The sequence below is a fragment of the Neobacillus mesonae genome (assembly GCF_001636315.1).
GTDB classification, from domain to species: domain Bacteria; phylum Bacillota; class Bacilli; order Bacillales; family Cytobacillaceae; genus Neobacillus; species Neobacillus mesonae.
Genome location: NZ_KV440949.1, coordinates 850,692 through 877,187, shown reverse-complemented (window position 1 = coordinate 877,187; position 26,496 = coordinate 850,692). Strand labels below are relative to the sequence as shown.

31 protein-coding genes and 1 pseudogene are annotated in these 26,496 nt (G+C 41.1%); 26 read left to right on the top strand and 6 right to left on the bottom strand.

The features are described from left to right. Nucleotides 1-16: 16 nt before the first annotated feature. From paaB to A6749_RS04410, 13 genes are all read left to right on the top strand, one after another. On the top strand, nucleotides 17-370 hold the full coding sequence (paaB, locus tag A6749_RS04470; protein ID WP_066385721.1) for a 1,2-phenylacetyl-CoA epoxidase subunit PaaB: 354 nt from the start codon (nucleotides 17-19) through the stop codon (nucleotides 368-370). Further along, complete coding sequence (gene paaC / locus A6749_RS04465; protein ID WP_066385719.1) at nucleotides 363-1,175, top strand: 1,2-phenylacetyl-CoA epoxidase subunit PaaC; 813 nt, start codon at nucleotides 363-365, stop codon at nucleotides 1,173-1,175. Before paaB ends, paaC begins: the two co-directional genes overlap by 8 nt. Nucleotides 1,176-1,212: 37 nt before the next feature. Then, nucleotides 1,213-1,713, top strand: coding sequence for a 1,2-phenylacetyl-CoA epoxidase subunit PaaD (paaD, locus tag A6749_RS04460; protein ID WP_066385717.1), 501 nt, complete (start codon nucleotides 1,213-1,215; stop codon nucleotides 1,711-1,713). A gap of 67 nt (nucleotides 1,714-1,780) precedes the next feature. Next, complete coding sequence (locus A6749_RS04455; protein WP_066385714.1) at nucleotides 1,781-2,086, top strand: EthD family reductase; 306 nt, start codon at nucleotides 1,781-1,783, stop codon at nucleotides 2,084-2,086. Continuing rightward, a complete protein-coding gene (locus A6749_RS04450; protein WP_066385712.1) occupies nucleotides 2,083-2,859 on the top strand; it encodes an enoyl-CoA hydratase/isomerase family protein in 777 nt (258 codons plus the stop codon). The genes A6749_RS04455 and A6749_RS04450 overlap by 4 nt, the downstream gene beginning before the upstream one ends. Nucleotides 2,860-2,863: 4 nt before the next feature. Then, complete coding sequence (locus A6749_RS04445; protein WP_066385710.1) at nucleotides 2,864-3,637, top strand: enoyl-CoA hydratase-related protein; 774 nt, start codon at nucleotides 2,864-2,866, stop codon at nucleotides 3,635-3,637. Between the two features lie 15 nt (nucleotides 3,638-3,652). Then, nucleotides 3,653-5,164 carry an aldehyde dehydrogenase family protein gene (locus tag A6749_RS04440; RefSeq protein WP_066385708.1) on the top strand — a complete coding sequence of 504 codons (1,512 nt, stop codon included), beginning with the start codon at nucleotides 3,653-3,655 and terminating at the stop codon, nucleotides 5,162-5,164. A gap of 78 nt (nucleotides 5,165-5,242) precedes the next feature. After that, nucleotides 5,243-6,112 (top strand): 3-hydroxyacyl-CoA dehydrogenase, encoded by an 870-nt coding sequence (locus A6749_RS04435; protein WP_066385706.1) that lies wholly within the window; start codon nucleotides 5,243-5,245, stop codon nucleotides 6,110-6,112. Continuing rightward, entirely contained in the window at nucleotides 6,109-7,314 is a 1,206-nt protein-coding gene (locus tag A6749_RS04430) for an acetyl-CoA C-acyltransferase (RefSeq protein ID WP_066385704.1), read from the top strand. Before A6749_RS04435 ends, A6749_RS04430 begins: the two co-directional genes overlap by 4 nt. A 66-nt stretch (nucleotides 7,315-7,380) precedes the next feature. Then, nucleotides 7,381-8,157, top strand: coding sequence for an enoyl-CoA hydratase-related protein (locus A6749_RS04425; protein WP_066385701.1), 777 nt, complete (start codon nucleotides 7,381-7,383; stop codon nucleotides 8,155-8,157). A gap of 82 nt (nucleotides 8,158-8,239) precedes the next feature. Beyond that, the gene (gene paaX / locus A6749_RS04420; RefSeq protein WP_066385699.1) at nucleotides 8,240-9,121 is read left to right on the top strand and encodes a phenylacetic acid degradation operon negative regulatory protein PaaX; all 882 of its coding nucleotides are present in this window, start codon (nucleotides 8,240-8,242) and stop codon (nucleotides 9,119-9,121) included. A gap of 87 nt (nucleotides 9,122-9,208) precedes the next feature. Next, on the top strand, nucleotides 9,209-10,165 hold the full coding sequence (locus tag A6749_RS04415; RefSeq protein ID WP_066385697.1) for an NAD(P)H-dependent flavin oxidoreductase: 957 nt from the start codon (nucleotides 9,209-9,211) through the stop codon (nucleotides 10,163-10,165). Between the two features lie 27 nt (nucleotides 10,166-10,192). After that, nucleotides 10,193-10,615, top strand: coding sequence for a PaaI family thioesterase (locus tag A6749_RS04410; RefSeq protein ID WP_066385695.1), 423 nt, complete (start codon nucleotides 10,193-10,195; stop codon nucleotides 10,613-10,615). 36 nt (nucleotides 10,616-10,651) lie between these two features. Here A6749_RS04410 and A6749_RS04405 read toward each other — a convergent pair whose 3' ends face one another. Beyond that, entirely contained in the window at nucleotides 10,652-12,448 is a 1,797-nt protein-coding gene (locus A6749_RS04405) for a M3 family oligoendopeptidase (protein WP_066385693.1), read from the bottom strand. Between the two features lie 115 nt (nucleotides 12,449-12,563). Continuing rightward, nucleotides 12,564-12,728, bottom strand: coding sequence for a hypothetical protein (locus A6749_RS28565; protein WP_164745682.1), 165 nt, complete (start codon nucleotides 12,726-12,728; stop codon nucleotides 12,564-12,566). Between the two features lie 158 nt (nucleotides 12,729-12,886). On the opposite strand from A6749_RS28565, the gene A6749_RS04400 reads away from it, so the two are divergent. Then, nucleotides 12,887-13,855 (top strand): F510_1955 family glycosylhydrolase, encoded by a 969-nt coding sequence (locus A6749_RS04400; RefSeq protein WP_084797629.1) that lies wholly within the window; start codon nucleotides 12,887-12,889, stop codon nucleotides 13,853-13,855. A gap of 29 nt (nucleotides 13,856-13,884) precedes the next feature. Here the strand turns inward: A6749_RS04400 and sigK are convergent, their stop codons facing one another. Together sigK and pssA are read right to left on the bottom strand one after the other, a co-directional pair. Further along, nucleotides 13,885-14,601: an RNA polymerase sporulation sigma factor SigK gene (sigK, locus tag A6749_RS04395; protein WP_066385690.1), complete on the bottom strand. Its 717-nt coding sequence runs from the start codon at nucleotides 14,599-14,601 to the stop codon at nucleotides 13,885-13,887. A gap of 179 nt (nucleotides 14,602-14,780) precedes the next feature. Beyond that, complete coding sequence (gene pssA / locus A6749_RS04390; RefSeq protein ID WP_066385687.1) at nucleotides 14,781-15,320, bottom strand: CDP-diacylglycerol--serine O-phosphatidyltransferase; 540 nt, start codon at nucleotides 15,318-15,320, stop codon at nucleotides 14,781-14,783. Nucleotides 15,321-15,442: 122 nt separating this feature from the next. Here pssA and A6749_RS04385 point away from each other — a divergent pair, with 122 nt between their 5' ends. Beyond that, nucleotides 15,443-16,231 (top strand): phosphatidylserine decarboxylase, encoded by a 789-nt coding sequence (locus A6749_RS04385; protein WP_066385685.1) that lies wholly within the window; start codon nucleotides 15,443-15,445, stop codon nucleotides 16,229-16,231. Nucleotides 16,232-16,290: 59 nt separating this feature from the next. Here A6749_RS04385 and sda read toward each other — a convergent pair whose 3' ends face one another. Then, nucleotides 16,291-16,431 carry a sporulation histidine kinase inhibitor Sda gene (sda, locus tag A6749_RS04380; protein WP_066385683.1) on the bottom strand — a complete coding sequence of 47 codons (141 nt, stop codon included), beginning with the start codon at nucleotides 16,429-16,431 and terminating at the stop codon, nucleotides 16,291-16,293. Nucleotides 16,432-16,887: 456 nt separating this feature from the next. Between sda and A6749_RS04375 the strand changes: the two genes are divergently transcribed. The 8 genes from A6749_RS04375 to A6749_RS04340 are packed head-to-tail and all read left to right on the top strand — an operon-like array spanning nucleotide 16,888 to nucleotide 21,929. Further along, nucleotides 16,888-17,403 (top strand): YqeG family HAD IIIA-type phosphatase, encoded by a 516-nt coding sequence (locus A6749_RS04375; protein ID WP_066385680.1) that lies wholly within the window; start codon nucleotides 16,888-16,890, stop codon nucleotides 17,401-17,403. Nucleotides 17,404-17,406: 3 nt separating this feature from the next. Then, entirely contained in the window at nucleotides 17,407-18,519 is a 1,113-nt protein-coding gene (yqeH, locus tag A6749_RS04370) for a ribosome biogenesis GTPase YqeH (protein WP_066385677.1), read from the top strand. 24 nt (nucleotides 18,520-18,543) lie between these two features. Next, a complete protein-coding gene (gene aroE / locus A6749_RS04365; protein WP_066385673.1) occupies nucleotides 18,544-19,389 on the top strand; it encodes a shikimate dehydrogenase in 846 nt (281 codons plus the stop codon). Next, complete coding sequence (gene yhbY / locus A6749_RS04360) at nucleotides 19,376-19,666, top strand: ribosome assembly RNA-binding protein YhbY (protein WP_066385671.1); 291 nt, start codon at nucleotides 19,376-19,378, stop codon at nucleotides 19,664-19,666. Before aroE ends, yhbY begins: the two co-directional genes overlap by 14 nt. 13 nt (nucleotides 19,667-19,679) lie before the next feature. Continuing rightward, nucleotides 19,680-20,249 carry a nicotinate-nucleotide adenylyltransferase gene (locus tag A6749_RS04355; RefSeq protein ID WP_066385669.1) on the top strand — a complete coding sequence of 190 codons (570 nt, stop codon included), beginning with the start codon at nucleotides 19,680-19,682 and terminating at the stop codon, nucleotides 20,247-20,249. After that, nucleotides 20,239-20,805, top strand: a complete 567-nt coding sequence (gene yqeK, locus A6749_RS04350) for a bis(5'-nucleosyl)-tetraphosphatase (symmetrical) YqeK (RefSeq protein ID WP_066385667.1) — start codon at nucleotides 20,239-20,241, stop codon at nucleotides 20,803-20,805. The genes A6749_RS04355 and yqeK overlap by 11 nt, the downstream gene beginning before the upstream one ends. Nucleotides 20,806-20,808: 3 nt before the next feature. After that, on the top strand, nucleotides 20,809-21,165 hold the full coding sequence (gene rsfS, locus A6749_RS04345) for a ribosome silencing factor (RefSeq protein WP_066385666.1): 357 nt from the start codon (nucleotides 20,809-20,811) through the stop codon (nucleotides 21,163-21,165). Beyond that, nucleotides 21,162-21,929: a class I SAM-dependent DNA methyltransferase gene (locus A6749_RS04340; RefSeq protein ID WP_066385665.1), complete on the top strand. Its 768-nt coding sequence runs from the start codon at nucleotides 21,162-21,164 to the stop codon at nucleotides 21,927-21,929. The genes rsfS and A6749_RS04340 overlap by 4 nt, the downstream gene beginning before the upstream one ends. A 66-nt stretch (nucleotides 21,930-21,995) precedes the next feature. Here the strand turns inward: A6749_RS04340 and comER are convergent, their stop codons facing one another. Then, nucleotides 21,996-22,826 (bottom strand): late competence protein ComER, encoded by an 831-nt coding sequence (comER, locus tag A6749_RS04335; RefSeq protein ID WP_066385664.1) that lies wholly within the window; start codon nucleotides 22,824-22,826, stop codon nucleotides 21,996-21,998. Between the two features lie 87 nt (nucleotides 22,827-22,913). Here comER and A6749_RS04330 point away from each other — a divergent pair, with 87 nt between their 5' ends. The 3 genes and pseudogenes from A6749_RS04330 (at nucleotide 22,914) to A6749_RS04320 (ending at nucleotide 26,486) form a co-directional block, all read left to right on the top strand. Beyond that, on the top strand, nucleotides 22,914-23,555 hold the full coding sequence (locus A6749_RS04330) for a helix-hairpin-helix domain-containing protein (RefSeq protein ID WP_066385661.1): 642 nt from the start codon (nucleotides 22,914-22,916) through the stop codon (nucleotides 23,553-23,555). A gap of 74 nt (nucleotides 23,556-23,629) precedes the next feature. Continuing rightward, a pseudogene (locus A6749_RS04325) lies at nucleotides 23,630-24,076 on the top strand (ComE operon protein 2); the annotation flags it as partial. A gap of 85 nt (nucleotides 24,077-24,161) precedes the next feature. Then, on the top strand, nucleotides 24,162-26,486 hold the full coding sequence (locus A6749_RS04320; protein WP_066400788.1) for a DNA internalization-related competence protein ComEC/Rec2: 2,325 nt from the start codon (nucleotides 24,162-24,164) through the stop codon (nucleotides 26,484-26,486). The last annotated feature ends 10 nt before the right edge of the window (nucleotides 26,487-26,496 follow it).

The window sequence follows — 26,496 nt, the reverse complement described above, 5'->3', positions numbered from 1 at the left end:
AGGGAGAAGGTAAAAAATGGAGCAAAAGAAAACTTTTTATCTTGAATTTGAAGTCTTCAGTAAACGGACACCTTCTTCAGCATTTCAGCATCAATTCAGTTTATTGGCGCCAAATGCTGAAATGGCTATGATCATGGCTCAGGAAAACTTTATGCGGCGGGAGCCTGTAGCAGATATATGGGTAGTCCAGCGCGAGCATATCCGCGGGCTGTCAAGTGAAGAGAAGGTATCGCTGCAGCGCTTAGATAATAAGGATTACCGGGAAATGAAAGGGTACGGATACCTGAAGAAAAAATGGCGTTTTTACCAGCAAAAAATGTTTGATGAAAAAGAAATTCTATCATGGGCCGGAGGTAACAAACATGACTGAGCTAAACTTAGCAGCCAACTCAGAAAATAAAGATGCAGTAGTAAGTTTGTTATTTCAGCTTGCAGATGATGACTTCCTATATTCCTTCAAAGGGTCTGAATGGCTCGGTCTAGCACCGCATATAGAAGAAGATGTTGCATCTTCTTCTATCAGTCAGGACAGCATGGGACATGCCGCAATGTACTATCAATTGCTAGAAGAATTGGGTTTAGGCAGCGCTGACTCTTTAGCACACCTAAGACCGGCTAAGGAACGTAAGAATAGTATTCTAGTCGAGAGACCAAATGGTGAAGGATATTATATGGAAGTTCCTAAATATGATTGGGCATATGCGGTTGTTCGAAATTATTTTTATACTGCAGCAAAGAAAATAAAAATAGAATCATTGAAAAACAGCTCATATCAACCATTGGCAGAGGTAGCAGTAAAAGTGAATATAGAATTATATTACCACTTACTTCATTGGAAAACATGGTTCGTTCAGCTATTAAGCTCAACAGATGAAGCAAAGCAAAGAATGCAGGCCGCTATTGCCCAAGTTATGAAAGATTTTGGTGACGTATTCTCATTAGGAACTGACGGTAAGAAGATTGTTGAATTAGGCTTAATTGAAGAGGAAAGAACGCTTGTTCAAAGATGGCAGGAACAGATGAAAGCTGTATTTGAATCACTCAATTTAGAGATTCCTGAGATTCCAGCTGTACCGGAAGCAAATGGACGGAATTTTGAGCATACAAAGGATTTAGAAACGGCAATTGCCACACTTTCAGAAGTTTATCGAATAGATACAGCAGCCTCTTGGTAATCCACAATTTCACATTTCATCAGAAAGGGGTGTAATCATGCAAATGGCTACGGATTCACTGGAGAAGAAAGTATTAGGCGTGTTAGAAGAAGTTCATGACCCTGAAATTAACACAGTGAGTATTATCGACCTTGGTATGGTAGAGGAAGTGAATGTTCAAGACTATGTGGTGAATATCAAAATTCTCCCGACCTTCTTAGGCTGTCCAGCACTTGAATTGATAAAGGAAAATATAAAAAAGGCAGTTATTTCTATTGATGAAGTAAAAGAGGTTAACGTTGAATTTATTAACCACCCGCCATGGACTTCAGATCGTATATCTGAAAAAGGCAGAATGGGATTAAAGGCATTCGGAATAGCTCCTCCACCCCGTCTGATGGATAGTGATGGCTCCTGGCATGTGGATTGTCCGTTTTGCGGCTCCACTTATGTGACAATGGACAATATTTTTGGTCCAACAGCATGCAGAAGTATCTTGTACTGTAAAAGCTGCAAAAACCCTTTTGAAGCAATGAAACCAATTTCAACATTGATGTAAATCGTGGTTGATGGATAGCAGGCTCGCAAATTAACATTCAATTATATAAAAAGTGAGGAGAATGAAGATGGCAAAATTAATCGCTTTATATAAACAACCTGAAGACAAGGCAGCTTTTGATGAACATTACAACAACGTTCACGTACCTATTACGAAAAAAATCCCTGGTCTACGTGAAATTAAAGTAACAAAATTTACCGGTACGCCAATGGGCGGTGAACCTCCTTACTATTTAATGTGCGAAATGCGCTATGACAGCATGGAAGATTTACAAAACGGTATGCGCTCCGAAGAAGGAAAGGCTTCTGGTAAAGATTTAATGAAATTTGCCGGCAAGCTCGTTACTTTAGTAATCGGGGAAGACGATGAATGAAATCATATGAATTTATCGAAGCCTCCCACAACGATGGAGTTGCCTTAATTGAGTTAAACAGACCTGCTCAATATAATGCGCTCAACCGCAAAATGGTGGGTGAAATCGTCGATGCAGTGGAATCCTTTGACCGGAATGAAGAGATACGCGTCATTGTCCTAACTGGTAAAGGGCGTGCTTTTTCAGCCGGAGCTGATATTGATGAAATGGCGGGAGATAACCCTGTCAAGCTTGAGCTGTTAAATCAATTTGCCGAATGGGACCGCCTGTCATTGATTAAAAAGCCGATGATCGGTGCAGTGAAAGGATTCGTATTTGGCGGAGGATTTGAATTAGCGTTAAACTGTGATTTGCTTATTGCCGCAAGCGGCACGGAATTTGCCTTTCCTGAAGTAAATCTAGGCGTGATGCCTGGAGCCGGCGGTACGCAGCGTTTAACGAAAATAGTGGGCAGGACAAAAGCGCTTGAATGGCTGTGGAGTGGAAGCAGAATACCAGCTGAAACAGCCATTCAGCATGGACTGATCAATCGTATTGTTTCTCCAGAGCTGTTAATGGAAGAAACTATGAAAATGGCAAAGCAAATAGCCCGTCAAGCACCACTTGCCGTCCGCTTAATTAAAGATGCAGTTAATAAAGCAGTCGATTACTCACTTTACGAAGGAATGCAGTACGAACGGAAGAACTTCTATTTGTTATTCTCATCAGAGGATCAAAAAGAAGGCATGACTGCATTTATTGAAAAACGGAAGCCGGACTTTAAAGGGAGATAATCATATGTATGAGACCATTACTTATTCAATAAACAATGGAGCTGCTTGGATTACATTAAACAGCCCCAATACCCTAAATGCCTTCGTTTCTAAAATGAATCAAGAAATCACCCATGCCATTAAAACCGCCTCCGGATCCGAAGAGGTCCGGGTCATTGTGCTGACTGGTGCAGGGCGCGGCTTCTGCTCCGGTCAGGACCTCTCTGAAGTAGATGAGAATATGGATCACGGTGAAGTGTTGAGAAGGCATTATGGACCAATGATGAAGCAAATCTATCAATGTGAAAAACCGATTATTGCCGCTGTCAATGGCGTCGCCGCCGGTGCTGGGTTCAGCCTCGCGCTGGCCTGTGATTTCCGCTTGATGTCGGACCGTGCCAGCTTCCTTAATGCGTTCGTTCATATCGGTTTAATTCCGGATTCAGGTAATAGTTATTTTCTTACTAGATTGGTAGGAGAAGCACGGGCTCTTGAAATTTCAGTTTTAGGTGAAAAAATTCAAGCTGAACAGGCATTATCATTAGGATTAGCAACGAAGGTGTTTCCGGCTGATCACTTTGAGGCGGAAGTTCAGCAATTTGCCGAACGGCTGGCAGTAATGCCAACAAAAGCCATTGGTTTAATAAAACGGACGATCAAAGCAGCCGGTAACCTTTCCTTCCAAGATTATTTGGAAGAAGAAGCTCAAGGACAAAGAATTGCCGGATTAACGAAAGACCATCGTGAAGGTGTGCAAGCTTTTATTGAAAAAAGAAAACCGGTATTTGTCGGAAAATAACAGGAGGTCAACGAAATGTCTACAGTACAAACTAACGAAGCAGTTACATTAAAAAGAGACTTTTATCACTTAATCATTAATGGTGAAAAAACAACAAGTTCAAATGGTCAAACCATTAAAACATATAATCCTGCAACTGGAGAATTAATTGCCGAAGTGGCAAAAGCAAGCCAGGAAGATGCTGAAAAGGCAGTACTAGCTGCCCGCGAGGCATTTGATCATGGGAAATGGCGTAAATATCCAGTTGGCCGCCGTTCACAAGTATTAAATAAGATTGCTGCAATTATGCGTTCTCGTTTTAATGAGCTTGTTGAATTAGAAATTTTAGATACTGGAAAATCCTTAGCTGCGGCTCAAGGACAGGTATCGCAGGCAATTGAGGATTTTGAATTTTACGCGGGTGCCATTGTCGGCCACCGCGGAGTTGTCAATAACATGCCTGGTCAATTCCATAATTACACAGAAAAAGAGCCTGTCGGGGTATGTGCACAAATCATCCCATGGAACTATCCAATGATGATGGCGGCTTGGAAAATTGCCCCTGCAATCGCGGTCGGCTGCTCTGTTATTGTGAAACCAGCGAGCTTAACTCCTTTAACCGCTATTATTCTAGGGGAAATCTGTTTAGAAGCGGGCGTTCCTGCAGGAGTGGTTAATATTGTTCCAGGATCTGGCTCAGAGGTTGGAAACTATCTTGTTGAACATCCAAAGGTAGATAAGGTTGCTTTCACTGGTTCTACTCCGATCGGAAAAGATATTATGAAAAAAGCATCTGATACATTAAAGCGTGTAACACTTGAACTTGGCGGAAAATCTCCAAATCTAGTATTTGAAGATGCAGACATTGATGCGGCAGTTGATGGCTCTTTATTTGGAATTTTCTACAACACAGGTCAATCTTGTGAAGCTCGTTCTCGTTTGTATGTACATGAAGACATTTACGATGAATTTGTAACTAAATTTGTTGAGAAAACGAAAAAGCTTGTATTAGGTAATCCGTTCGACAAAGGAACGCATGTAGGTGCTATTATCGACCAAGGACAACTAGATGTCATTGATGGCTATGTGAAATCAGCTATTGATGAAGGAGCGACCATCTTAGCGGGAGGAAAGCCTGCTAAAGTGGAAGGCTACGAAGGCGGCTTCTGGTATGAGCCAACCGTCATTGCTGATGTTGATCACAATATGACTGTTGTTAAAGAAGAAATTTTTGGCCCGGTGGTTGTAGTCATGAAGTTTAAGGATGAAAAAGAAGCGATTCGTCTTGCCAATGATACAGAATTTGGCTTAGGTTCTGCGGTTTGGTCGAAAGATGGTGCTCGTGCAACCCGCGTTGCCAACCAAATCCAAGCAGGTATCGTAATGGTGAACTGTCCATTCTCCGCTTTCCCTGGAACACCATTCGGCGGATATAAGCAATCTGGTTTTGGTCGTGAACTATGTATCGAAACACTGGATCTCTATACTGAAACAAAGAGTATTATCTCTTATTATGGAAGTCGTCCATTAAATCCACTAGGAGTTTAAAAACCTAACTGTACGAATGAGACATAACTTTCTCATTCGTACTTCTTTATTTAGGAATAGGAAAAGGGGAGATCTGGAATGCAAAATATTGTTGTTGTAGGTTCTGGTGTAATGGGACGCGGAATTGCTTATGTTAGTGCAGTTGGCGGATTTTCCGTTTCATTGGTAGATGTAAATGAAAAAGCGTTAGCGAGTGCCAAAAACGAATTGGATTCTATTTTTGCTAAAGGTCTTGAAAGAGGGAAGCTTTCCATTGAACAGGAACAGCAGGGGAAAGCCAATTTATCATATGTAAGCGATCTGTCTAAGGCTTGCTCGGCGGCAGATTTGATTATTGAAGCAGTACCGGAAAAGGCAGAAATTAAGAAGCAGGTATTTGAAACAATGGAAGAGCATGCACCGGAGCATTGCTTGTTTGCAACAAATACTTCGACAATGAGCCCAACAGAAATTGCCTCTTATGGAAAACGGGCTGACAGGACCATTGCGATGCATTTCTTTAATCCAGTCCATAAAATGCCGTTAGTGGAAATTGTACGAGGGTTGGAAACAAGTGATGAAACCGCTGAAACAATTAAAAATGTGGCAGTGAAAATGGGAAAAGAAACAGTGGTCATTAATGAATTCCCTGGTTTTGTAACCAGCCGGATCAGCTGTCTTGTCGGAAATGAAGCATTTTATATGCTGCAAGAGGGCCTTGGGACACCAGAAGATATCGATAAGGCCATTAAGCTAGGGTTAAATTATCCAATGGGTCCGTTCGAACTGGTAGATCTTGTTGGACTTGACGCACGTTTAAATAATTTACGATATTTGCACGAGAAACTAGGCGAGAAATATCGTCCGGCACCGTTATTGGAGCAATATGTGCGGGCAGGAAGATTAGGTCGCAAAGTGGGTAAGGGCGTTTACGATTATAGCAAAAAAGAAGAGTTGGTGAAAAAATGAAAGAAGTTGTCATTGTAGATGCGGTTCGAACACCGATTGGCAAGTACAAAGGTGCATTAAAGACTGTCCGCCCCGATGACCTAGGGGCAATCGTCATCAAAGCCTTATTAGACAGAAATCCTAATCTGCCTGCCGATCAAATTGAAGATGTTGTGTTTGGCAATGCCAATCAAGCAGGGGAGGATAATCGAAATGTTGCAAGAATGTCCGCCTTGCTTGCCGGACTTCCTATCACCGTGGGCGGCACTACGATTAACCGGCTTTGCGGCTCAGGTCTGGATGCGGTTATTTATGCAGCGAGAGCGATTGCAATCGGCGAAGGTGATATTTATATTGCTGGCGGCACGGAGAGCATGACGCGGGCACCGCTTGTTATGGCCAAACCCGATGCCGAATTCCCAAGAGGCTCTATGGAGCTTCAGGATACGACAATTGGCTGGCGTTTTACGAATAAGAAATTGGAAGAAATGTACGGGGCGGAATCGATGCCGCAAACAGCTGAGAATGTCGCACAGCGTTATGCCATTTCACGTGAAGAACAAGATCAATTCGCGTTCAAAAGTCAGCAGCGCGCAAAAAAGGCGATGGAAAATGAACGTTTTGCCGATGAAATTGTTCCTGTCTCCTTTAAAGATCGCAAAGGAAATGAGGTAGTTGTGACACAGGACGAGCACCCGCGTCCGGACACTTCATTAGAAAAACTGGCAAAATTAAGACCAATTTTTGAAGGCGGTACGGTTACTGCCGGCAATGCTTCAGGGGTAAATGACGGCGCCTCCGCGCTACTCTTGATGAGTGCTGAAAAGGCGAAGGAGCTTGGCTTAAAACCACTGGCAAAATATGTCGTTGGTGCTGTTGCCGGCCTGGAACCCTCGGTGATGGGGCTTGGTCCGATTTACGCGACTAGAAAAGCATTGAACAGAGCGAATCTATCAATTGAGAAAATCGGCATAATTGAATTAAACGAAGCCTTTGCATCACAATCGATTGAGTGTATAAAACAGCTTGAGCTTGACCAGGAAAAAGTCAACGTAAACGGCGGTGCAATCGCATTTGGACATCCTCTTGGAGCGAGCGGGGCAAGAATTTTAACAACGCTTGTCCATGAGATGAAGAAACAGAATGTACAATATGGCCTTGCTACGATGTGTATTGGAGTCGGTCAAGGAATTGCAGCAATTGTAGAAAATATCAATGATTAATTTAGATGCCCTTATATAGCCTGCTATTTAAGGGCTTTTTAATAAATATGGGAGCTGATTTAAGTTATGGAAAACGTGTTATTCCATGTAGAAAATCATATTGGTTATGTAACGGTCAACCGTCCTGAAGTACTGAATTGCTTTAATTATGATACATTGCATGAACTTCAAGAGGTTGTTACTGATATTTCTTTAAACCCGGATGTCCATGTCGTTATTTTCACAGGAGCCGGGGAAAAGGCATTTAGTGCCGGAGCCGATTTAAAAGAAAGAAAAACATTGAATGAAACAGAAGTAAGAAGAAATGTGAAAGCGATTCGTGATGTGTTTAACAGCATTGCACAGCTCCCCCAGCCTACGATTGCCGCTGTTAATGGCTATGCCCTTGGAGGAGGCTTTGAATGGCTGTTGTCATGTGACTTCACCATTGCTGTGGAAGGTGTTTCAATGGGGCTGACAGAAACAAGCTGGGCGATTATTCCGGGTGCAGGCGGTACTCAGCGTCTGCCGCGCTTAGTTGGTGAAACGAAGGCAAAGGAGTTAATTTTCACAGCGAAAAAAATAACTGCTGAAGAGGCACGTGATTTAGGGATTGTTTTAAAGGTTGTACCAAGAGGTGAACTGCTGTCTTCCTGTCAGGAATTTGCGGTAAACATCATGAAAAATGGGCCGGTTGCTATCAGGCAGGCGAAATATGCGATTACACGGGGAATCAATACGGACCTGCAGACTGGTTTGGAAATTGAAGCAAAGGCCTATGAACTTACAATACCGACAGAGGACCGTGTTGAAGCTTTGCGGGCATTCAGTGAGAAGAGGGCACCCCAATTTAAAGGAAAATAGATTGTTTTTTTTAAAATAAACCTTATAATTATATAACGTCCGTATTTATAATGTAATACATAGGGGAATGGAGGTGGAAATCATGGCTGAAAATACTCGTTCGATGATTTTTACCATATATGGAGACTATATTCATCATTATGGAAACAGAATTTGGATTGGCAGTTTAATTCGTTTGCTAAAGGAATTTGGCCATAATGAACAGGCTGTTCGAGTCGCAGTCTCACGGATGTTAAAGCAAGGCTGGCTGCAGTCAGAAAAGAAAGAAAATCGCAGTTATTATTATTTGACAAAGCTTGGGGTAAGCCGGATTGAGGAAGCGGGAAAACGGATCTTCAAGCTGAATCCAAATGAATGGGATGGCAAATGGCGAATTTTAATGTATACCATTCCGGAAGAGAAAAGACAAATTCGTGATGAGCTTAGGCAGGAATTATTGTGGAGCGGTTTCGGCAGCTTTTCCAACGCCTGCTGGATTTCACCCAATAACCTCGAGAAAGAAATGAAGCTCTTGATTGAAAAATACGATATTAGTGAATATGTTGATTATTTTGTTTCCGAGTATATTGGTCCGAAGGATAATCAAAATCTTGTGGAAAAAAGCTGGCAGTTAAATGAAGTTGTTGATAAATACGAAGAATTTATTATTAAATACAGCAAACAGTTTATTGCCAATCAGGATATTATCAATCGCGGGGAAATGTCCGATGCTGAATGTTTCGTGGAGCGGACAAAGCTCGTTCATGAATATCGGAAATTTCTGTTTATCGATCCCGGCCTTCCGAAAGAACTATTGCCGGAAAACTGGAACGGAACCCTGGCTGCGTCGTTATTTAACCAATATTATCGGATTCTTGCAGAACCAGCCAGCCGCTTTTTTGAAAGTATTTTTAAAAAGGACAATGATATTGACAAAAAAGATGAATCCTATGATGCGAACTACCATCCATTTATTGTCCAGTAATCATCAAGCAGCTTTTCTTTCTTTTGAATGAATGGCTGCTTTTTATGAATGGCACTAGTACCCAGTCCTGTAAGGGAGGAAATACAAATGAGCTATGTCCATGAATTGCTTTCTATCAAATATCCGATTATCCAAGGCGGGATGGGTAACATCAGCAATGCCCAGCTGACAGCGGCTGTATCAAATGCCGGCGGGCTTGGAACGCTTGGAAGCGGAACGATGACTCCGGAGCAGGTAGAAGCGATTATTGTTGAAACAAAGGAAAAAACAGACAAGCCCTTTGCGGTTAATATACCGATTAATGTAAGCCCATACACAGAAGAATTAATTCAACTGGTGATTAAACATAAAATTCCGGTTGTATCGCTATCTGCAGGAAATCCCGCACCATATATTAAGCTTTTGCATGAGCATCATATTAAGGTAATTGTCATTGTTGCTGCCGTTAAACATGCCAAAAAGGCAGAGGAGGCAGGGGCGGATATCCTTGTAGCAGAAGGATTCGAAGCTGCGGGGATTAATTCCAACCTTGAGCTGACCACGTTTACACTGATTCCGCAAATCTCAAGACAGGTGTCTATTCCGGTTCTTGCTGCCGGCGGAATAGGTGATGGCAGGGGATTAGCAGCTGCCTTGATGTTAGGCGCGGCGGGTGTACAGCTTGGCACTAGATTAATAGCTACTAAGGATGCGCCGTTTCATTCAGCCTATAAAACTAGACTGCTAGAAGCAGACGATAATGAAACCGTTATTTTAGGGCGTTCAGTCGGTCAAGTACGCCGGGTATTAAAATCATCATATGCAAAACAAATTATTGATTTGGAGCACCAAGGGCTGACCGTGGAAAAATACTCTCTAATGACATCGGAGGATCATCATATAAATGGCGCTATCCATGGTGATGAGGAAAACGGATTTATGAACAGCGGCCAAGTTGCAGGATTAATTGAAGATATTCCCACTGTTAAAGAATTATTAGATGGAATGATGAATGACGCCAGGGCATTAATGGAGGAACATCTGCGTCAATTTACATCGCTGTAAAGAGCGTTTTATTTAGGGGGGTAACAAATGGGTGATATCATAAATGGATTTGATCTAATGGATGTTGTAACAAAGGGTGTAAAGCCTCCAAACTGTGATGAGACTTTACAAATTGAAGTAACAGATGCACATGATGGAATTGCGCGGGGAATTTGGCGGGTGGATGAAAAGTTTATCAATGGTCTTGGAGTTGCCATGGGCGGTTTTGTTGCTTCCGCAGCTGATATTATGATGGCGTATGCGGTTGCTTCCAAAATTAATAAGGAACAAACCTTCACTTCTATTGATTTACATACAACATATCATCGCCCTGTAATGAAGGGAGATGTAATTGTGGAGGCAAAGGTCGAAAGAATTGGAAGACGCACAGCTTATCTCGTTGCCGACCTATTTCAAAACGATAAGAAAACCGCCAGTGTTGTATCTTCTGTGCTGATTATTAGCAGATAATATGAAAAGGGGAAGGAAGCCCTTCCCCATTAACACTTAACCTTCAGTAAGTGTTAAGAATTCATCAATATCATCTAGACAGATGCCAACAGCTTTTTGCCAGAAATCCTTTTGTGTTAAATTTACCTGCAGATGCTTTTGTGCAAGGTCCTCTACGGTCATTGAGGCCGTATCTCTTAATAAAGCAATATACTTTTCTTCATATCCTTTTCCTTCTTCAAGCGCCTGCGCGTAAATCCCAAGAGAGAACAAATAGCCAAAAGTATATGGGAAGTTATAGAATGGTACGCCCGTAATAAAGAAATGCAGCTTCGAAGCCCAGAACAGCGGATGATACTCCTCTAAGGCATTGCAATAGGCATCTTTTTGTGCTTGAAGCATTAATTCATTTAAACTTTCCACTGATACTGGACCTAGCTTTCTTTCTTCGTAGAAACGTGTCTCGAACAGGAAGCGGGCATGTATATTCATGAGCAGTGCCACTGTCCTTTGAATTTTATCATCAAGCAGTACGAGTTTCTCTACCTCATTCTTGGCGTTTTTAACAGAGGCATCGGCGACAATCATCTCTGCAAATGTTGATGCTGTTTCGGCCACATTCATTGCATACATCCGATTTAAATGGTGAACGCCCCTCATTGAATAGGTGTGAAAACCATGTCCAAGCTCGTGGGCAAGGGTTGACACATTCGACGGTGTTCCAGAGTAAGTCATGAAAATCCTTGATTGTTCACTTTCAGGGAAGAAGGTACAGAAGCCCCCAGGAGCCTTCCCTGGTCGGTCAGCAGCTTCGATCCATTGGTCTTCAAATGCTTTCTTTGCAAAAGCCGCCATTTTTTCACCGAATTTGGCAAAGTTTTGTTCAATAAATTCGGCTCCTTCTTGATAGGACATCTTTGATTCGGTATTACCGTATGGAGCATCTAAATCAAACCAGCTTAATTTCTTTAACCCTAAAAGCTTTGCCTTACGTTCTAAATAGTCAACTAGCTTTTGCTTATTCTCTGAAATCACAGCCCACATTGTTTCAAGCGTTTCCTGTTTCATTCGGTTGATTTTAAGCGGCTCCGCAAGCACATTTTCCCAGCCTCTTTTGTCATATACGGTTAATCGAAAACCGGATAAATGATTTAATGTTTTCCCTAAGAAGTCAGCTTGTTCACCCCAAGCTTGTTCCCAGTTTTTAAAAATAGCCGCACGGACCTCCCGATCAGGGCTTGAGAATTTATTAAACGCCTGGCCTACAGAAAGCTTCTGCTCTTTTCCATTTTCGATAAAAGGAACTTTTATTTTGCTGACGATGAGATCGTACAGCTGCCCCCAGCTGTGGTAACCGTCAACTTCAAGAGAATTAATGATTGCTTCTTCTTCTTTTGAAAGCATTTCCTTGGCCCGCTCACGGCGCTCGGTTAATACAAACGAAAGGTTTTTCAATTTTTCGTCGGCTAGAATTTGTTCCCATCCCTCGTCTGTAATCGTGGTTAACAGGTTTTCAAATGCACCGATTGCTGTATTAAATGATGCTCTTAAACTAGTAACTAATGCATCCAGCGTGTACGCGTTTTGATCCGCGGTATTTTGCGCCTGTAAGCAGCTGATAAAAGCGCCTGCCTGACGCAGCTTTTTGGCTGCCGCCTCGAAGTATTCCAGCAGTTCCTTAAGGTACTTGCTGTCTTCCGGTGAATTTTGAGGAGTCCAATCATTCACTCTTAGATCAAATTGTTTTATTGATTCTTCCGTATGCTTTAGATGGTTTTTGAAATCACTAGAGTCGCTGCCGCCTTTAAAAAACACATCAAGATCCCAAATATCTGAGTATGTAACCGCTGTCATAAAAACTCCTCCTTCTAAAATATGTACAATACTATTTTATCTGTAATTTTCCAAAAAATCTAATACCTGAATTATAAAAAAGCTTATGCGAACTGGCATAAGCTTTTCGAGTATGTTAGTAAAATGATGCATACCACCACCATGCCCCGAAAATTACTAACAGGATAAATAGAACGATGATCACTGCAATCCATATCCCGCCCCAGCCTCTGCGTCCGCCATATGGGGAATACCCATAAGCTGGGGAACCGAAGGAAGGATACGGATAACCATAAGTCATACAAAAACCCCCTCTCGCCTTTTTTTACTAAGATATGTAGTTATTTATCCATTTGAATAGGCATAAGCGGAAGATTGGGGAATTAGTCCATATAATTTGACATTGGTCATAATCCTGCGGTATAAGTGGAAGGATAAGGATTTCCGGAGGGAGAACTAGTGAAAAGAAAAGCACTTTTTAGTTTTTTAACCATTATTTTAATAGTTGCCGCAGGCTGTTCTAATAAGAATGGACAGGAGACAAGAACAAGTAAGGAAAATAAAGGGCAGACCTCGATTCCGTATGAAATTGTGGAAGCTAAGTCACTAAAGGTAAGCCGTATTTTTGGAATTGGTTACCCGGGGAATGATCAAGGTCTTTATATCGCTTCTAATAGCGGCATAAAAATTAACCGTGCCGGAAAATGGTTAGAATCCAACGCCAACCGTCATCAATATATGGGGTTTCAGGCTGTTGAATCAGGATTTCTGGCAAGCGGGAAGCCGGAAAAGGGGACAGAATATAAAGGTCCGCTGGGGATTGTGAAAAGCAATGATAAAGGAAAGAGTTTAGAAAAGCTCGCCTTTTATGAAAAAGCAAACTTTCACTTTATTGCAGCAGGCTTTTATGGAACCAGCCTATATGTAATAAACGAGAAGCCAGTTGAGCCGCTAAGCTTGGGAGTGAATTACTCGCTGGATAACGGTAAGAGCTGGAGGGAAAGTACCCTTAATGGTTTTAAAGCGGATTCGTTTGGCATGATGGCTGTTCATCCGAAAAATGGCAATGTTTTAGCAATGGCAACCAGGTCGGGTATTTATTATTCAAGCGACAGCGGGGATTCGATGAAGCTTGTTACTGAGCCATTAATGGTAACAGCAGTGACATTCCTTGGTGATTCGCTGTTGTATTCAAGTGTGGAAAATGAAAAGATTATGTTAAAAACATTAAACCCGGTAACTGGTAAACAAACAACGCTGAACTTTCCATTTTTGGATTATGATAATCCCATTACCTATTTAGCAGTTAATCCGAAAAATCAAAAGCAAGTGGCATTTGCCACATATAAGAATGATTTATATGAAACAACGGATGGCGGGAATAAATGGGTCAGCCTCCTTCTAAACGGTAAAAATGAGCGGGATTAATTCTCCCGCTCTTTTTTTATACCATTAGCTTAGTTTTTCTTTTTGCGCTCTTTTTCCGCTCGGTAAAATTCATGGAACATTTTCATTAGGGCCCGCTTTTCAATCCTGGATACATAACTCCTTGATATGCCAAGCTCTTTGGCAATCTCCCGCTGTGTTTTTTCTTTTTGCAAATCAAGACCAAAACGGCCTATAATAACTTCCTTTTCACGACTATCTAAAACCTCAATATATTTTTTGATTTTTTCAAGCTCCATATTAAGCTGAATCGTATCAATTACATCCTCTGATTCTGATTTTAAAACATCGATTAATGAAATCTCATTTCCTTCTTTATCCTGGCCAATTGGATCATGCAGGGAGACATCTTTTTTTGTCTTCTTTAAAGCACGTAAATGCATTAAAATTTCATTTTCTATACAGCGTGCGGCGTATGTGGCGAGTTTCGTTCCTTTCCCCTCTGAATAGCTTTCAATCGCTTTAATCAGGCCGATGGTTCCAATGGAGATCAGATCCTCAGAATCCTCTCCGGTATTTTCAAACTTTTTGACAATATGTGCCACCAGGCGTAAATTATGTTCAATCAGCATATTGCGTGCATGCGGGTCCCCTTCTGCCATTAACCGTAAATATTTACGTTCTTCTGCAGCGGATAGGGGTTGAGGAAAGGCGTTGTTCTTTACATAAGATACAAGAAATAAAAATTCCTTCATTAGATAACCAAGAGCCGTTAAGATTCCAGACATCCATATCCCCCCCGAAACTTTGGACTATAGCCTATTATTAATTCCTATGAGAAAAACGTTAAATTGTGTCTGTCCAAAAAATTTTATTTGGCCGTCTCCGCAAAATGAAAAAAAAGACTCACTCGGCAAAATGCTTTGAGTAAGTCTTTTATAATAATTTATTAAATGATATGGTGAATTTATACCTTTTTAAGCTTAAAAGTACTTACCATGAGGAAGGATAGGATCATAATAGTAAATAAGAACGTTTGAGATGGCAGATAAGGAATGGCTAAATAACTTAATGTGGCAAGACACCCTGCAGCGGTGATGGGCAGTCCTGTAAAATAGCCGTTGCTTTCGGTAATATTAAATCTTGCTAACCTAAATGCCCCGCAGCCGATGTAGAAAACAGTGAAAAATGAACCCGGTCCGCCAAATTCGTGCAAAATTCCTTGATATAGTAATAGTGCTGGGGCTACTCCAAATGATATAATATCACTCATGGAATCCAATTGTTTGCCGAGCTCGGATTCGATATTAAATTTCCGGGCGATCATCCCATCAAACCGGTCGGCCAATGCAGCGATAAAAATGAGGAGCAAGCTTAATCGTAAATTGCCATCTAAGGCAAACACAATAGCAAAACCGCCTAGCGATAAATTGGTAAGTGTCATGACATTGGCGGTTTGAGATTTCAGTTTCTTTATGGTCTGGTCAAGTACATCGAATAAAAACACTTTTACTTACCACCCCTTTCAAGTTAGTGATTTCTTTTTGGCAGTTTATTCTATATTATTTAATTGTAATGTTTTTATGTCTATTCGTAAAGAGTATTTTTACACTTTTTGGGGGTCTTTTCATGCTTCAGTTGTTTTATCGAATGCTAATTGAATTAACAAATGGCAGGTGGTCCTCTGCCATTTTAAAAAGGTTTGCCCGCTCGCCAATCAGCCGTGTTTTAGTTCCTTCTTTCGCAAAAGTCTACCATTTAAATCAGAAGGAGATGGAGAAAGCCTTACGGGATTATCCGACTTTGCATGATTTATTTGTTAGACAGTTAAAAAAAGATACAAGACCAATAAATCTAGATGCGAACGCCGTTGTCAGTCCAGTTGATGCTGTCATCGAGGATATTGGGGCAATTACAGAGACAAGTGATATTTTTGTAAAAGGAAAGACATACTCGATTGGTGAAATGCTTGGAGACAGGGATGTTTTAACGAAGTATCTTAATGGAACATATATGATCCTATATTTAAGTCCAAGCCATTATCATCGAATCCATAGCCCTGTCGACGGCACGGTTACTAAGCAGTGGACGCTTGGAACCAAATCGTTTCCTGTCAATAAATGGGGGTTAAGATATGGAGTCCGCACACTTGCAAAGAACTACAGGGTGATTACAGAAGTGAAAACAGCTGCCGGCCATGTAGCAGTTGTCAAGGTCGGTGCTATGTTTGTCAATTCCATTGAGACTACATATAAAGGTTCGGAGTTGAAAAAGGGCGGTGAGATAGCCTATTTCACTTTTGGGTCCACCGTTGTATTATTATTTGAAAAAGGGATTTTTCAAGTTGATTCATCCATTGGAACTCCAAAGGAAATAAGAGTAGGAGAAAAAATTGGGGTTCTCCATGAAAATAAATAAACGGCGCGAATTTGCGCCGTTATTAAATTTGACAAAAAAATAGCCCTTTAAAGGGCGGTTTAGGAAGATAATTTAATTTTATGGTATAAGGAACGACGGCGGATCTCCATTTCAATAAGATTAATAAAATCTTCACTTAAGTCTAATTCCTTTGCTTTATAGTAAGATTCGATTAATAATTCATCCGACAGTTTGCGCATGTCAGGCTCCACCTCCAATTATGAAATTTAAAGTTCTATTTGCCGTAAAGGATTCATAGAATAGTATGTTCAATAGGTGTACCCTTAATCTACCAAATTTATTCCTTTAGAACAATCGTTCTAGTTGTCCACAAATACAGGTGGATAACTTGTGGTTAATTTGTTTATAAGGTGAGGAAAAGTGGTTGATTCAATGGGTATAATGTTAATAACTTTATCCACAGAAGGTAAAAATGGAGAAATTTGTCGAAAACTTTTTTGTAACTTTCCAAAATACGTCACATTACTGTGAAAAACACTTCTCGTTGCACGTTTTTATTTGGACAAACCTCATGTATTGTAATGTTTTGATAAACAATAAGAAAAGCATATATTCTTTGAAACGAAGGTTATAATTGGTTAGAATGGTACAAGGAAAGCGGAAAGTTTGATTTTATTTAATGGGGTGTTAACTTAGTGTTAAAACAATTTTTGCCGAATGAACATTTTAAAAGCGTTCTTGAAATATCACCCGAACAATTAAAAGCAAGGGGGATTAAGGGGATTATTACAGATTTGGACAATACGCTCGTGGAGTGGGATCGTCCAAGTGCCACTCCTCAGCTTGTCCAATGGTTCGAAGAGATAAAAAAGCACGATATTTTAGTTACCATCGTTTCTAATAATAATGAACAAAGGGTGAAGGCGTTTGCGGACCCTCTGAAAATCCCTTTTATATTTCGGGCTAGGAAGCCGATGTCAAGGGCATTTAATCAGGCTTCAAGACAAATGGGAATTAAAAAAGAAGAGACCGTCGTGATCGGCGACCAATTACTAACCGATGTACTTGGCGGGAATCGCAGCGGCTTTCAAACGATTCTTGTGGTGCCGGTTGCCCAGACTGATGGCTTAGCAACAAAATTTAACCGCTTTGTGGAACGAAGAATTATGAATTGGTTCCGAAAAAAAGGCATGTTACAGTGGGAGGATTAATCAGTGAGTGACCCAAAACAACAAATTTGTATCGGCTGCGGAGTAACGGTTCAGACCGAAAACCCGGAAATGATCGGCTACGCGCCTGTCTCCGCTTTAGAGAAAGAAACAATCATCTGCCAGCGCTGTTATCGCCTAAAGCATTATAATGAGATTCAGGACGTAAACTTAACTGATGATGATTTTTTAAAAATTTTAAATGGAATCGGCCAGACGGATGCGCTGATTGTAATGGTTGTCGATATTTTTGATTTTAATGGCAGCTGGCTTCCGGGCATCCATCGTTTTGCCGGAAACAACAAAGTTGTTCTTGTAGGCAATAAGGTGGATCTCTTACCGAAGTCCGTCAAGCATAATAAGCTGATTCACTGGATGAAGCAGGAGGCCAGAGAGCTTGGCTTAAGGCCGGAGGAAATCTTTTTGGTGAGCGCCGGAAAAGGCTGGATGATGAAGGAAACGGCGGCAGCCATTGATAAGCTGCGAAACGGCAAGGATGTCTATGTGGTAGGATGTACAAATGTAGGGAAATCTACCTTTATCAATCGAATAATCAAGGAAGTAACGGGTGAAGGCGATGTGATTACCACTTCACATTTTCCTGGAACGACATTGGATATGATTCGAATCCCGCTTGATGATGGTAAAGCGTTGATCGATACTCCGGGAATCATTAATCACCATCAAATGGCTCATTACGTTGACAAGCGGGATTTAAAATTGATTACCCCGAAAAAAGAAATTAAGCCAAAGGTATATCAATTAAATGAAGGCCAGACATTATTTTTCGGCGGATTGGCTCGGTTTGATTACATCGGCGGCGATGAGAAACGGTCTTTTGTTTGTTATTTAGCCAATGAATTGACAATCCACCGGACGAAAACAGAAAAAGCCGTTGAGCTTTATGAAAATCATCTAGGGGAATTGCTGGCGCCGCCAAGACCTGAGCAAGTGGAGTCGTTTCCTGAGCTGGTTAAACAGGAATATGTCATTAGGGAAGCTAAAACAGATATTGTCTTTTCAGGACTCGGCTGGGTCACGGTGAATGAACCTGGGGTAAAAGTAGCTGCTTATGTGCCTAAGGGCGTGGAAACGGTTTTACGAAAATCTTTAATTTAAGTTGAATATGGGATGGGAGAATGGATGAAGAAACTATATGCGGTAATCGGGAACCCAATTGGACACTCGATGTCTCCAATTATGCATAATGATTTATTTTCATTTTATCAAATTGATGCCAGCTATCTTCCTTTTCAAATAAAAAGTGAAGACCTTAAAGATGCAGTAGATGGGTTTAAAGCGATTGGCATTGGCGGATTTAATGTGACGGTACCTCATAAAACAGCTATCATCCCGCTGCTTGATGAAGTGGATGAATTAGCGGCAAGCATTGGGGCGGTTAATACGGTGGTCAATGAAAATGGAAGGCTAAAGGGGTATAATACGGATGGGCCCGGTTTTTTAAAAGGACTGCAAGCGTTTATGTCTGGTGCAGCCAGCAAAAAAATTTTATTGATCGGTGCTGGCGGTGCGGCAAGGGCTATCTATTTTACCTTAGCAATGGAAAAGCCGGACGCAATTGATATTGCTAACCGCACAGTGGCAAAAGCACAGAGTCTGATTGATGATTGTCCATATTCCGTAAAATCCGAAGCTTGTACATTAGATGAGGCAGGTAGAAAACTAGGGGAATACGATTTAGTTGTACAAACGACATCAATTGGAATGGCGCCAAAAATTGCCGATCAGCCGCTGGATTTAAGCAATATTAAGAAACATTCTCATGTGTGTGATATTATTTACAATCCCTTAGAAACAAAACTTTTACAAGATGCCAGCAACAGGGGGGCTAACGTTCAAAACGGTATAGATATGTTTGTCTATCAGGGGGCCCTTGCATTTGAAAAATGGACAGGAATTTTCCCTGATGTAGAAAGAATGAGGGAAAATGTACTGAAACAACTAGGAGGTCTACATGTTAACAGGTAAACAAAAAAGATTTTTACGTTCAAAAGCCCACCACTTGGATCCAATTTTTCAAGTCGGTAAAGGCGGCGTAAATGAAAATATGGTTAAACAAATTGCCGATGCTCTTGAAGCGCGGGAACTATTAAAGGTAAGTGTTCTGCAAAACTGTGAAGAAGATAAAACCGTTGTTGCTGAAGAACTAGCTGCCGGGACCGGGGCAGAGATTGCTCAAATTATCGGGAATACTATTGTTCTTTACAAGGAATCGGTCGAGAATAAACAAATTACTCTTCCATAAAGGGGAGTCTTGGATGAAGAAAGTCGGGATTTTGGGCGGTACCTTTAATCCGCCGCATATCGGACATCTATTGATTGCTAATGTAGTTCTGGAAAGTCTGGAACTTGATGAAATATGGTTTATGCCTAATCATGAGCCGCCGCATAAAAAGAAGCCGGATTCGGTGAAGGATCAGGACCGCGTCAAAATGCTGGAGCGTGCAATTAGAGGCAATCCATCTTTCCGTATGCAGCTGATTGAACTTGAGAGGGAAGGACCTTCCTATACCATCGACACAATGAAATTGCTAAATGAGACTTATAAGGATCATCAATTCTTTTTTATTATCGGTGCGGATATGATTGAATATTTACCAAATTGGCATCAAATTGATGAGCTCTTGAAGCTTGTGCAATTTGTTGGGGTTAAACGGCCGTCCTATAGCCATCAAACGGATTATCCGGTGTTATATGTAGATGTACCTGCTATTGATGTATCGTCAAGTATGATCAGAGACAGGTTTAAGGACGGAAAGACGGTAAAATATCTTCTGCCGGAGGATGTCATCTCTTATATTAAGGAGAACCAGTTATATGGAACGTGAAAAAGCATTAAAACTTGTTAAAGAACAATTAACCGAACACCGTTATCAGCATACCTTAGGCGTCATGGAAACGGCAATTTCTTTAGCAGGCCGTTACGGTGCTGATGAAAAGAAGGCGGAGCTGGCTGCGATCTTTCACGATTATGCAAAATTCCGGCCAAAAGAGGAAATGAAGCAAATCATTAATGAACAAGGATTTCCAAAGGATCTGTTAGAATATAATGCCGAGCTTTGGCACGCACCTGTTGGGGCATACTTAACAGAAACAGAGGCAGGGATAACAGACCGGGAAATTCTTGATGCCATTAGATGCCATACTTCCGGAAGACCGGGAATGAGTATCCTCGAGAAGGTTATTTACTTAGCCGATTATATTGAGCCCGGCCGGCATTTCCCAGGTGTGGACGAAGTCCGGGAGCTGGCGAAGGAAAGCTTGGACAAAGCATTGATTAAATCGATTCAAAATACGATTTTATTTTTATTAAAAAAGAATCAAATGGTCTACCCGGAAACATTTCATACGTATAATGATTTAATTAAAAATCAGGAGGCTTGATGAATGACAAATCAAGAATTACTTAATCTTACCGTAAAAGCTGCAGATGACAAACGCGCGGAAAATATAATAGCGCTTAACATGCAGGGGATTTCTCTAATTGCCGATTATTTTATTATCTGTCACGGAAATTCTGATAAACAGGTTCAGGCAATTGCACGGGAAATACGTGAAAAAGCACAAGAGAATGGCTTTGAAGTGAAACGAATGGAAGGCTTTGATGAAGCGCGCTGGGTGTTAATTGACATTGGTGACGTGGTGGCACATGTCTTCCACCGCGATGAAAGGGTTTATTATAATTTAGAACGGCTTTGGGGCGATGCGCCGAGGGTAGATGTCCTTAGCGGGTCAAATTCATGAGCTATGAACAATTTGCTTATTTATACGACGAACTGATGAGTGAGGCCCCGTATGACGAGTGGGTCCGGTTTGTCAAAGAAAAACTAGAAAACTACGGCAGCTTAAGTGGCTCAAGAAGCACTGAACCGCTTCGGATCCTTGATTTAGCTTGCGGCACTGGGGAACTGTCTGCCCGTTTTGCAAAAGAAGGATTTCAAGTCACAGGAGTCGATTTATCTGAAGATATGCTGATGGTTGCCAAGAAAAAAGCGGATGCAGAAGGGTTAGCCATTCCGTTTTATCAGCAGGACATGGCGGAACTTGAAGGTTTAGGGTTATTTGATGTGGCTGGCATTTTTTGTGACTCATTAAATTACCTGAAGTCCGAGCAGGAGGTGGTTGACACCTTTTCTCGTGTATCCGTTCACCTTAATCAGGGCGGGTTATTCATTTTTGATGTTCATTCGCTATATAAAGTTAACGAGGTATTCCTTGAACGAACCTATGCATTAAATGATGACCCGATTTCGTATATTTGGAATAGTTTCCCCGGTGAAGAGCCGAATAGTGTAGAGCATGAGCTCAGTTTTTTTGTGTTGGATGAAAATGCTGGTAAATATGACCGAATTGAAGAGTTCCATTATCAGCGGACCTTTCCAACAGAGCAATATTCAGCTTGGCTTGATGAGGCGGGCTTTAAGCTGCTTGATATCAACGCCGATTTCGAACACATCGCACCTCAGGCAGATTCCGAAAGAATCTTTTATATAGCACAGAAAAAATAAAGCCATCTTTAAAAAAAGATGGCTTTTTAATATTTTATATGCAGGAATTTAGCGGAAAAAGTCGAATTATAGGTTAGAGTTAGAGAATTGCATTTCAACTTTTTCTAGATCTTCTTTAAACTTCTCATGGGTTGCTTGGAATAAATGTTCAAACACATCCCCAAGTTCATCTTCCAATATTTTTATTCCTTCCCCGGTGATACCGCCTTTAACGCAAACTTTTTCCTGGAGTGATGGAAGGGTATAATGCCCTTGCTTTAATAACTCGCCAAGACCGACAGTCATTTCACTTGCTAATGCAGTTGCTGTTTTAGTATCAATATCAGTTTTTTGAACGGCTGCGGTAATAAAGCGTTGAAGCAAATAGCTGAAGAAGGCAGGTCCGCAGCTGACAATATCAGATGCAACTCTGGTTATTTTTTCATCGATTAACAGCGGCGTTGAAATATTTGCCATCATTTGTTCAATTTTTAATTTCCATGGCATTTGGCAATTTTGACCATAAGTAATTAAGGAAATGCCGGTTAATGCCCGGTTCGTTATACTTGGAATTACTCTGGCAACAGAACATGTTACTTTTGATTCAATTTGATTTGTACTGATTGGGCTTGTGATCGATATAAGACATTTTTCCTCGTTTAAATAAGGATTAATCTCATCGATGATTTTAAATACATCTAACGGTTTAACACAAATAAAAATTAAATCGGATTCTGCTGCAACTTCAATTGCGTTGGCTCCCACTTTAAGTTCTTTATATTTATCTTTCAGCACCATCGCTTTTTCTAATGTTCTATTTGTGATCATCATTGAAGAAGGGGATATCGCCTTTCCATCCAGCAAAGCTTCCACTAGGATTCTCCCCATATTACCGGTACCGATGATACCTGTATTCATGATTTCCACCCTCCTTCACATAGCAGTTTCTTTTATAACCATATGATTCCCGTTAGTAAAATATACCTTTAGAAAGGATGGATTCCGATGAAGGAATGGTTAATTGAACATAAGCTTTATGTGGCTGCTGCCGTCTTATTAACAATTGGCGGGTTTTATTATTTTAACGACAGCAGTGCATCACCGGAGCAGTCTCTGCAAGCTGCCGCCCAGGAAAATAAATTAGAAGCAGTGTCGGAAAAACCAGATCAAGAAAAGCAGGATATAAAACAGCCTGAAACCATCATGGTTGATGTCAAGGGCCAGGTAAAACGGCCAGGGGTGTATCAGGCAAGTGCCGGCGAACGGGTGATTGATGTCATCGGCCGGGCAGGAGGTTTAACTGCGAAAGCCGATCAAACCCAAGTGAACTTTGCTGAACACGTCCAGGATGAAATGGTGATCTATATACCCTCTAAAGGGGAGGATGGTCTTGCAGTCCCAGGGATAGCTGCCGGGGGCCAAATCACAAATGGAGGAGCCTCGAATCAGCAGGGGAAGATAAATCTTAATAAGGCAGACACAGCAGAACTGCAAACCATTCCTGGGATTGGCCCGGCAAAGGCAGCGGCGATAATCGATTATCGCGAAACAAGCGGCGGCTTTAAGACGATTGAAGATTTAAAGAATATTAGCGGAATTGGTGATAAAACGTTTGAAAAATTAAAAGACCTTGTAGATGTCCGCTGAATGTTTCCATTGACCGTATTGGATAAACCACATTACACTAGAAAAGGATAAATTAATCTAAGGGTGGGAGAAAGATGAATCGGATTTCGTGGGATCAATATTTTATGGCTCAAAGCCATTTGCTTGCACTAAGAAGCACTTGTACACGCCTGACTGTTGGAGCGACGATTGTTAGAGATAAACGGATTATAGCCGGCGGCTATAACGGCTCGATTGCCGGCGGGGACCATTGTATTGATAAAGGCTGTTATGTTATCGATAACCATTGTGTCAGAACCATTCACGCTGAAATGAATGCTCTCCTGCAATGTGCCAAATTTGGTGTGCCATCGGAAGGCGCAGAAATTTATGTAACGCATTTTCCTTGTCTGCAATGCTGTAAGGCGCTTATTCAGGCTGGTATTAAAACGGTTTATTATGCTGAGGACTATAAGAATCACCCATATGCAATTGACCTTTTTGAACAGGCAAATGTCAAAGTGGAAAAAGTAGAACTAACTGAACCTGTGGTTGATTTTCGGAAAATTAATCAGTAATAAAATCATATACGCCGGTATAAATCCGGCGTTCCTTGGTTTTTTAAATTTCCAAATGGAGAAGAGAATTATGAATGGAAAGTATCTTTATTTTGCGCTGGCCGCCCTATTAGGGGTTTTGACCGCCCTCGTTACGTTTCTCCCTTTTCTATTATTGGCGATTTTTTATTTCTGCATCCTTTATACATATAAACGTTTTAAAAAAGTGCACTTAGTGGTTAGTATTGGAGTTTTCATCCTCTTTTTAGGTGTAGGTCATAGGGCCGAATTATTTAATAAAACAATCATTCCAGAATCAACGTCCACATTCAACCTCGAATATACACAGCTTCCTAAAATCGATGGAGCCCTCCTGCAGATTGAAGCAATCGACATAACCTTCAAAGAAAAGCTGCTAATCCGTTACCCAATAAAATCAAAATTAGAAAAAGAGAATTTGATACAGCAGAATTTCTTTCAACGACAGTGCAGAGTGTCAGGTACCATGAAAAAACCGAAAATTTCCAAAAACCCCAATGCTTTTGATTATCGTCAATATTTAGCCGATAGAAATATCTATTGGATCATTGAAGCGAACAGGAGCCTGCTTCAGGATTGTACTAAAGTAAAACCTTCTTTCCTGTCTTTGTTAAAACAGCTTCGCTATACCGGCATCCGCTTTTTGGAAAAACATTTTCCGGCAGATATTGCATCCCTATCCGCTGCGTTAATTTTCGGTGATCGGACGATGCTTGACCCAAACTTGCTCGGTGATTATCAACAGACTGGGATTGTCCATTTGCTTGCCATATCGGGGCTGCATGTCTCCTTGCTTATTGGCATGTTTTTTTATCTAGGCATTCGTTTTGGTGTGACAAGGGAATATATGACCGTTCTCTTACTCGTACTGCTGCCCGTTTATGTGGTCCTAACAGGAGCGTCGCCGTCGGTTATTCGGGCAGCTTTAATGATTTTTCTTGTGCTCCTGACCATAAAATTCAAGGCTTATATAAAATTGATGCCAATCGATGCCATTAGTCTGGCATTTATGCTTTATTTGTTTGTGAGTCCAACGGTGTTATTTGACGCAGGCTTTCAGCTTTCATTCTCTGTTAGCGGAGCGATTATTTTGGCTGCCCCGCATATACTTGGGCGATATAAGGACTACGGTTTAAAAATGCTGGTTACCTCGATTACGGCACAGCTAGCGGCGCTGCCTTTTTTACTGTACCATTTTTTTGAACTTTCACTGATAGGGATTCTAGCAAATATGTTATATATCCCGCTTTTTTCGTTTATCTATCTTCCAGGTCTTTATTTGCTGTTTATTATTCAACTATTATTCGGAACATCACCGCATATCATAATTCAATTTTTTTTAAAAACAATCAACTTATCAAACGAAATGATTGCTCACCTCTCTGATTTCCGTTTTCTTTCCTTTATTCCTGGCAGGCCAAACAGTTGGGAGATGTTTATTTATATAGGGATAACTTTCTTCATATTTTATCTTTGGGAATTGAAGGACCCGCGGAAACAAATTCACCTATTAACGGCAATTATAGTCTTATTTGCCTTCCAGCCCATATGCAGCCGCTTTAGCCCTGTGGGTGAAGTAACGATGATTGATGTTGGGCAGGGGGATAGTATTTTGATCCACCTTCCGCATGATAAAGGCAACTATCTTATTGATACCGGCGGAACCATGAGTTTTCACGAAGAACAATGGCGTAGACGGATTAAACCTTATGAGGTAGGCAGAGATACGGTTGTGCCTTTTTTAAAAGGAAAAGGTATTACGAGGATTGATAAATTAATCTTAACGCATGGGGATATGGACCATATTGGCGGATCGCTGTCGATTATTGAAGCGCTAGACGTCAAAGAAATTATACTCCCGGCAGTCATTGAATCATCGGAAACGGAGCGGGAAATTATAATTGCCGCAAATAAGAAGGGTATTCCAGTCATCAGATCAGCAGCAGGAGATCGATGGAGTGTGGGTGAAAACCAATTTTACATTGTAAACCCGGAACGGAATTATTCCGGTGAACGAAACAGCGGCTCACTCACAATCGTAGCCTATTTAGGAGGATTAAGCTGGTTTCTTGGAGGGGATCTTGATCAAGCTGGTGAAGAAAAAATCATAAAATCCTATCCTCATTTAACTGTTGACGTCTTGAAAGCGGGTCATCACGGCAGTAAAACATCCAGTGCTGACGGCTTTATCCGGCAAATAAAACCTAAAATTGCCCTTATTTCGGCAGGGGAGAAAAATCGCTTTGGCCACCCTCATAATGAGGTTTTAAAGAAGCTGGAACAGCAGCATACAAAAATTTATAGAACGGATTTGAACGGGGCGGTTACCTACCGTTTTTATCATCGTAAAGGAACCTTTTCAACCTATTTGCCATAGTATAAAACAA

What these genes read in the sequence shown, in the direction of transcription:
- paaB (WP_066385721.1), top strand. Translation starts at nt 17, where the DNA reads ATGGAGCAAAAGAAAACTTTTTATCTTGAATTTGAAGTCTTCAGTAAA.
- paaC (WP_066385719.1), top strand. Translation starts at nt 363, where the DNA reads ATGACTGAGCTAAACTTAGCAGCCAACTCAGAAAATAAAGATGCAGTA.
- paaD (WP_066385717.1), top strand. Translation starts at nt 1,213, where the DNA reads ATGCAAATGGCTACGGATTCACTGGAGAAGAAAGTATTAGGCGTGTTA.
- A6749_RS04455 (WP_066385714.1), top strand. Translation starts at nt 1,781, where the DNA reads ATGGCAAAATTAATCGCTTTATATAAACAACCTGAAGACAAGGCAGCT.
- A6749_RS04450 (WP_066385712.1), top strand. Translation starts at nt 2,083, where the DNA reads ATGAAATCATATGAATTTATCGAAGCCTCCCACAACGATGGAGTTGCC.
- A6749_RS04445 (WP_066385710.1), top strand. Translation starts at nt 2,864, where the DNA reads ATGTATGAGACCATTACTTATTCAATAAACAATGGAGCTGCTTGGATT.
- A6749_RS04440 (WP_066385708.1), top strand. Translation starts at nt 3,653, where the DNA reads ATGTCTACAGTACAAACTAACGAAGCAGTTACATTAAAAAGAGACTTT.
- A6749_RS04435 (WP_066385706.1), top strand. Translation starts at nt 5,243, where the DNA reads ATGCAAAATATTGTTGTTGTAGGTTCTGGTGTAATGGGACGCGGAATT.
- A6749_RS04430 (WP_066385704.1), top strand. Translation starts at nt 6,109, where the DNA reads ATGAAAGAAGTTGTCATTGTAGATGCGGTTCGAACACCGATTGGCAAG.
- A6749_RS04425 (WP_066385701.1), top strand. Translation starts at nt 7,381, where the DNA reads ATGGAAAACGTGTTATTCCATGTAGAAAATCATATTGGTTATGTAACG.
- paaX (WP_066385699.1), top strand. Translation starts at nt 8,240, where the DNA reads ATGGCTGAAAATACTCGTTCGATGATTTTTACCATATATGGAGACTAT.
- A6749_RS04415 (WP_066385697.1), top strand. Translation starts at nt 9,209, where the DNA reads ATGAGCTATGTCCATGAATTGCTTTCTATCAAATATCCGATTATCCAA.
- A6749_RS04410 (WP_066385695.1), top strand. Translation starts at nt 10,193, where the DNA reads ATGGGTGATATCATAAATGGATTTGATCTAATGGATGTTGTAACAAAG.
- A6749_RS04405 (WP_066385693.1), bottom strand. Translation starts at nt 12,448, where the DNA reads ATGACAGCGGTTACATACTCAGATATTTGGGATCTTGATGTGTTTTTT.
- A6749_RS28565 (WP_164745682.1), bottom strand. Translation starts at nt 12,728, where the DNA reads ATGACTTATGGTTATCCGTATCCTTCCTTCGGTTCCCCAGCTTATGGG.
- sigK (WP_066385690.1), bottom strand. Translation starts at nt 14,601, where the DNA reads ATGTCTGGAATCTTAACGGCTCTTGGTTATCTAATGAAGGAATTTTTA.
- A6749_RS04385 (WP_066385685.1), top strand. Translation starts at nt 15,443, where the DNA reads ATGCTTCAGTTGTTTTATCGAATGCTAATTGAATTAACAAATGGCAGG.
- sda (WP_066385683.1), bottom strand. Translation starts at nt 16,431, where the DNA reads ATGCGCAAACTGTCGGATGAATTATTAATCGAATCTTACTATAAAGCA.
- aroE (WP_066385673.1), top strand. Translation starts at nt 18,544, where the DNA reads ATGAAGAAACTATATGCGGTAATCGGGAACCCAATTGGACACTCGATG.
- yhbY (WP_066385671.1), top strand. Translation starts at nt 19,376, where the DNA reads ATGTTAACAGGTAAACAAAAAAGATTTTTACGTTCAAAAGCCCACCAC.
- A6749_RS04355 (WP_066385669.1), top strand. Translation starts at nt 19,680, where the DNA reads ATGAAGAAAGTCGGGATTTTGGGCGGTACCTTTAATCCGCCGCATATC.
- yqeK (WP_066385667.1), top strand. Translation starts at nt 20,239, where the DNA reads ATGGAACGTGAAAAAGCATTAAAACTTGTTAAAGAACAATTAACCGAA.
- rsfS (WP_066385666.1), top strand. Translation starts at nt 20,809, where the DNA reads ATGACAAATCAAGAATTACTTAATCTTACCGTAAAAGCTGCAGATGAC.
- A6749_RS04340 (WP_066385665.1), top strand. Translation starts at nt 21,162, where the DNA reads ATGAGCTATGAACAATTTGCTTATTTATACGACGAACTGATGAGTGAG.
- comER (WP_066385664.1), bottom strand. Translation starts at nt 22,826, where the DNA reads ATGAATACAGGTATCATCGGTACCGGTAATATGGGGAGAATCCTAGTG.
- A6749_RS04330 (WP_066385661.1), top strand. Translation starts at nt 22,914, where the DNA reads ATGAAGGAATGGTTAATTGAACATAAGCTTTATGTGGCTGCTGCCGTC.
- A6749_RS04320 (WP_066400788.1), top strand. Translation starts at nt 24,162, where the DNA reads ATGAATGGAAAGTATCTTTATTTTGCGCTGGCCGCCCTATTAGGGGTT.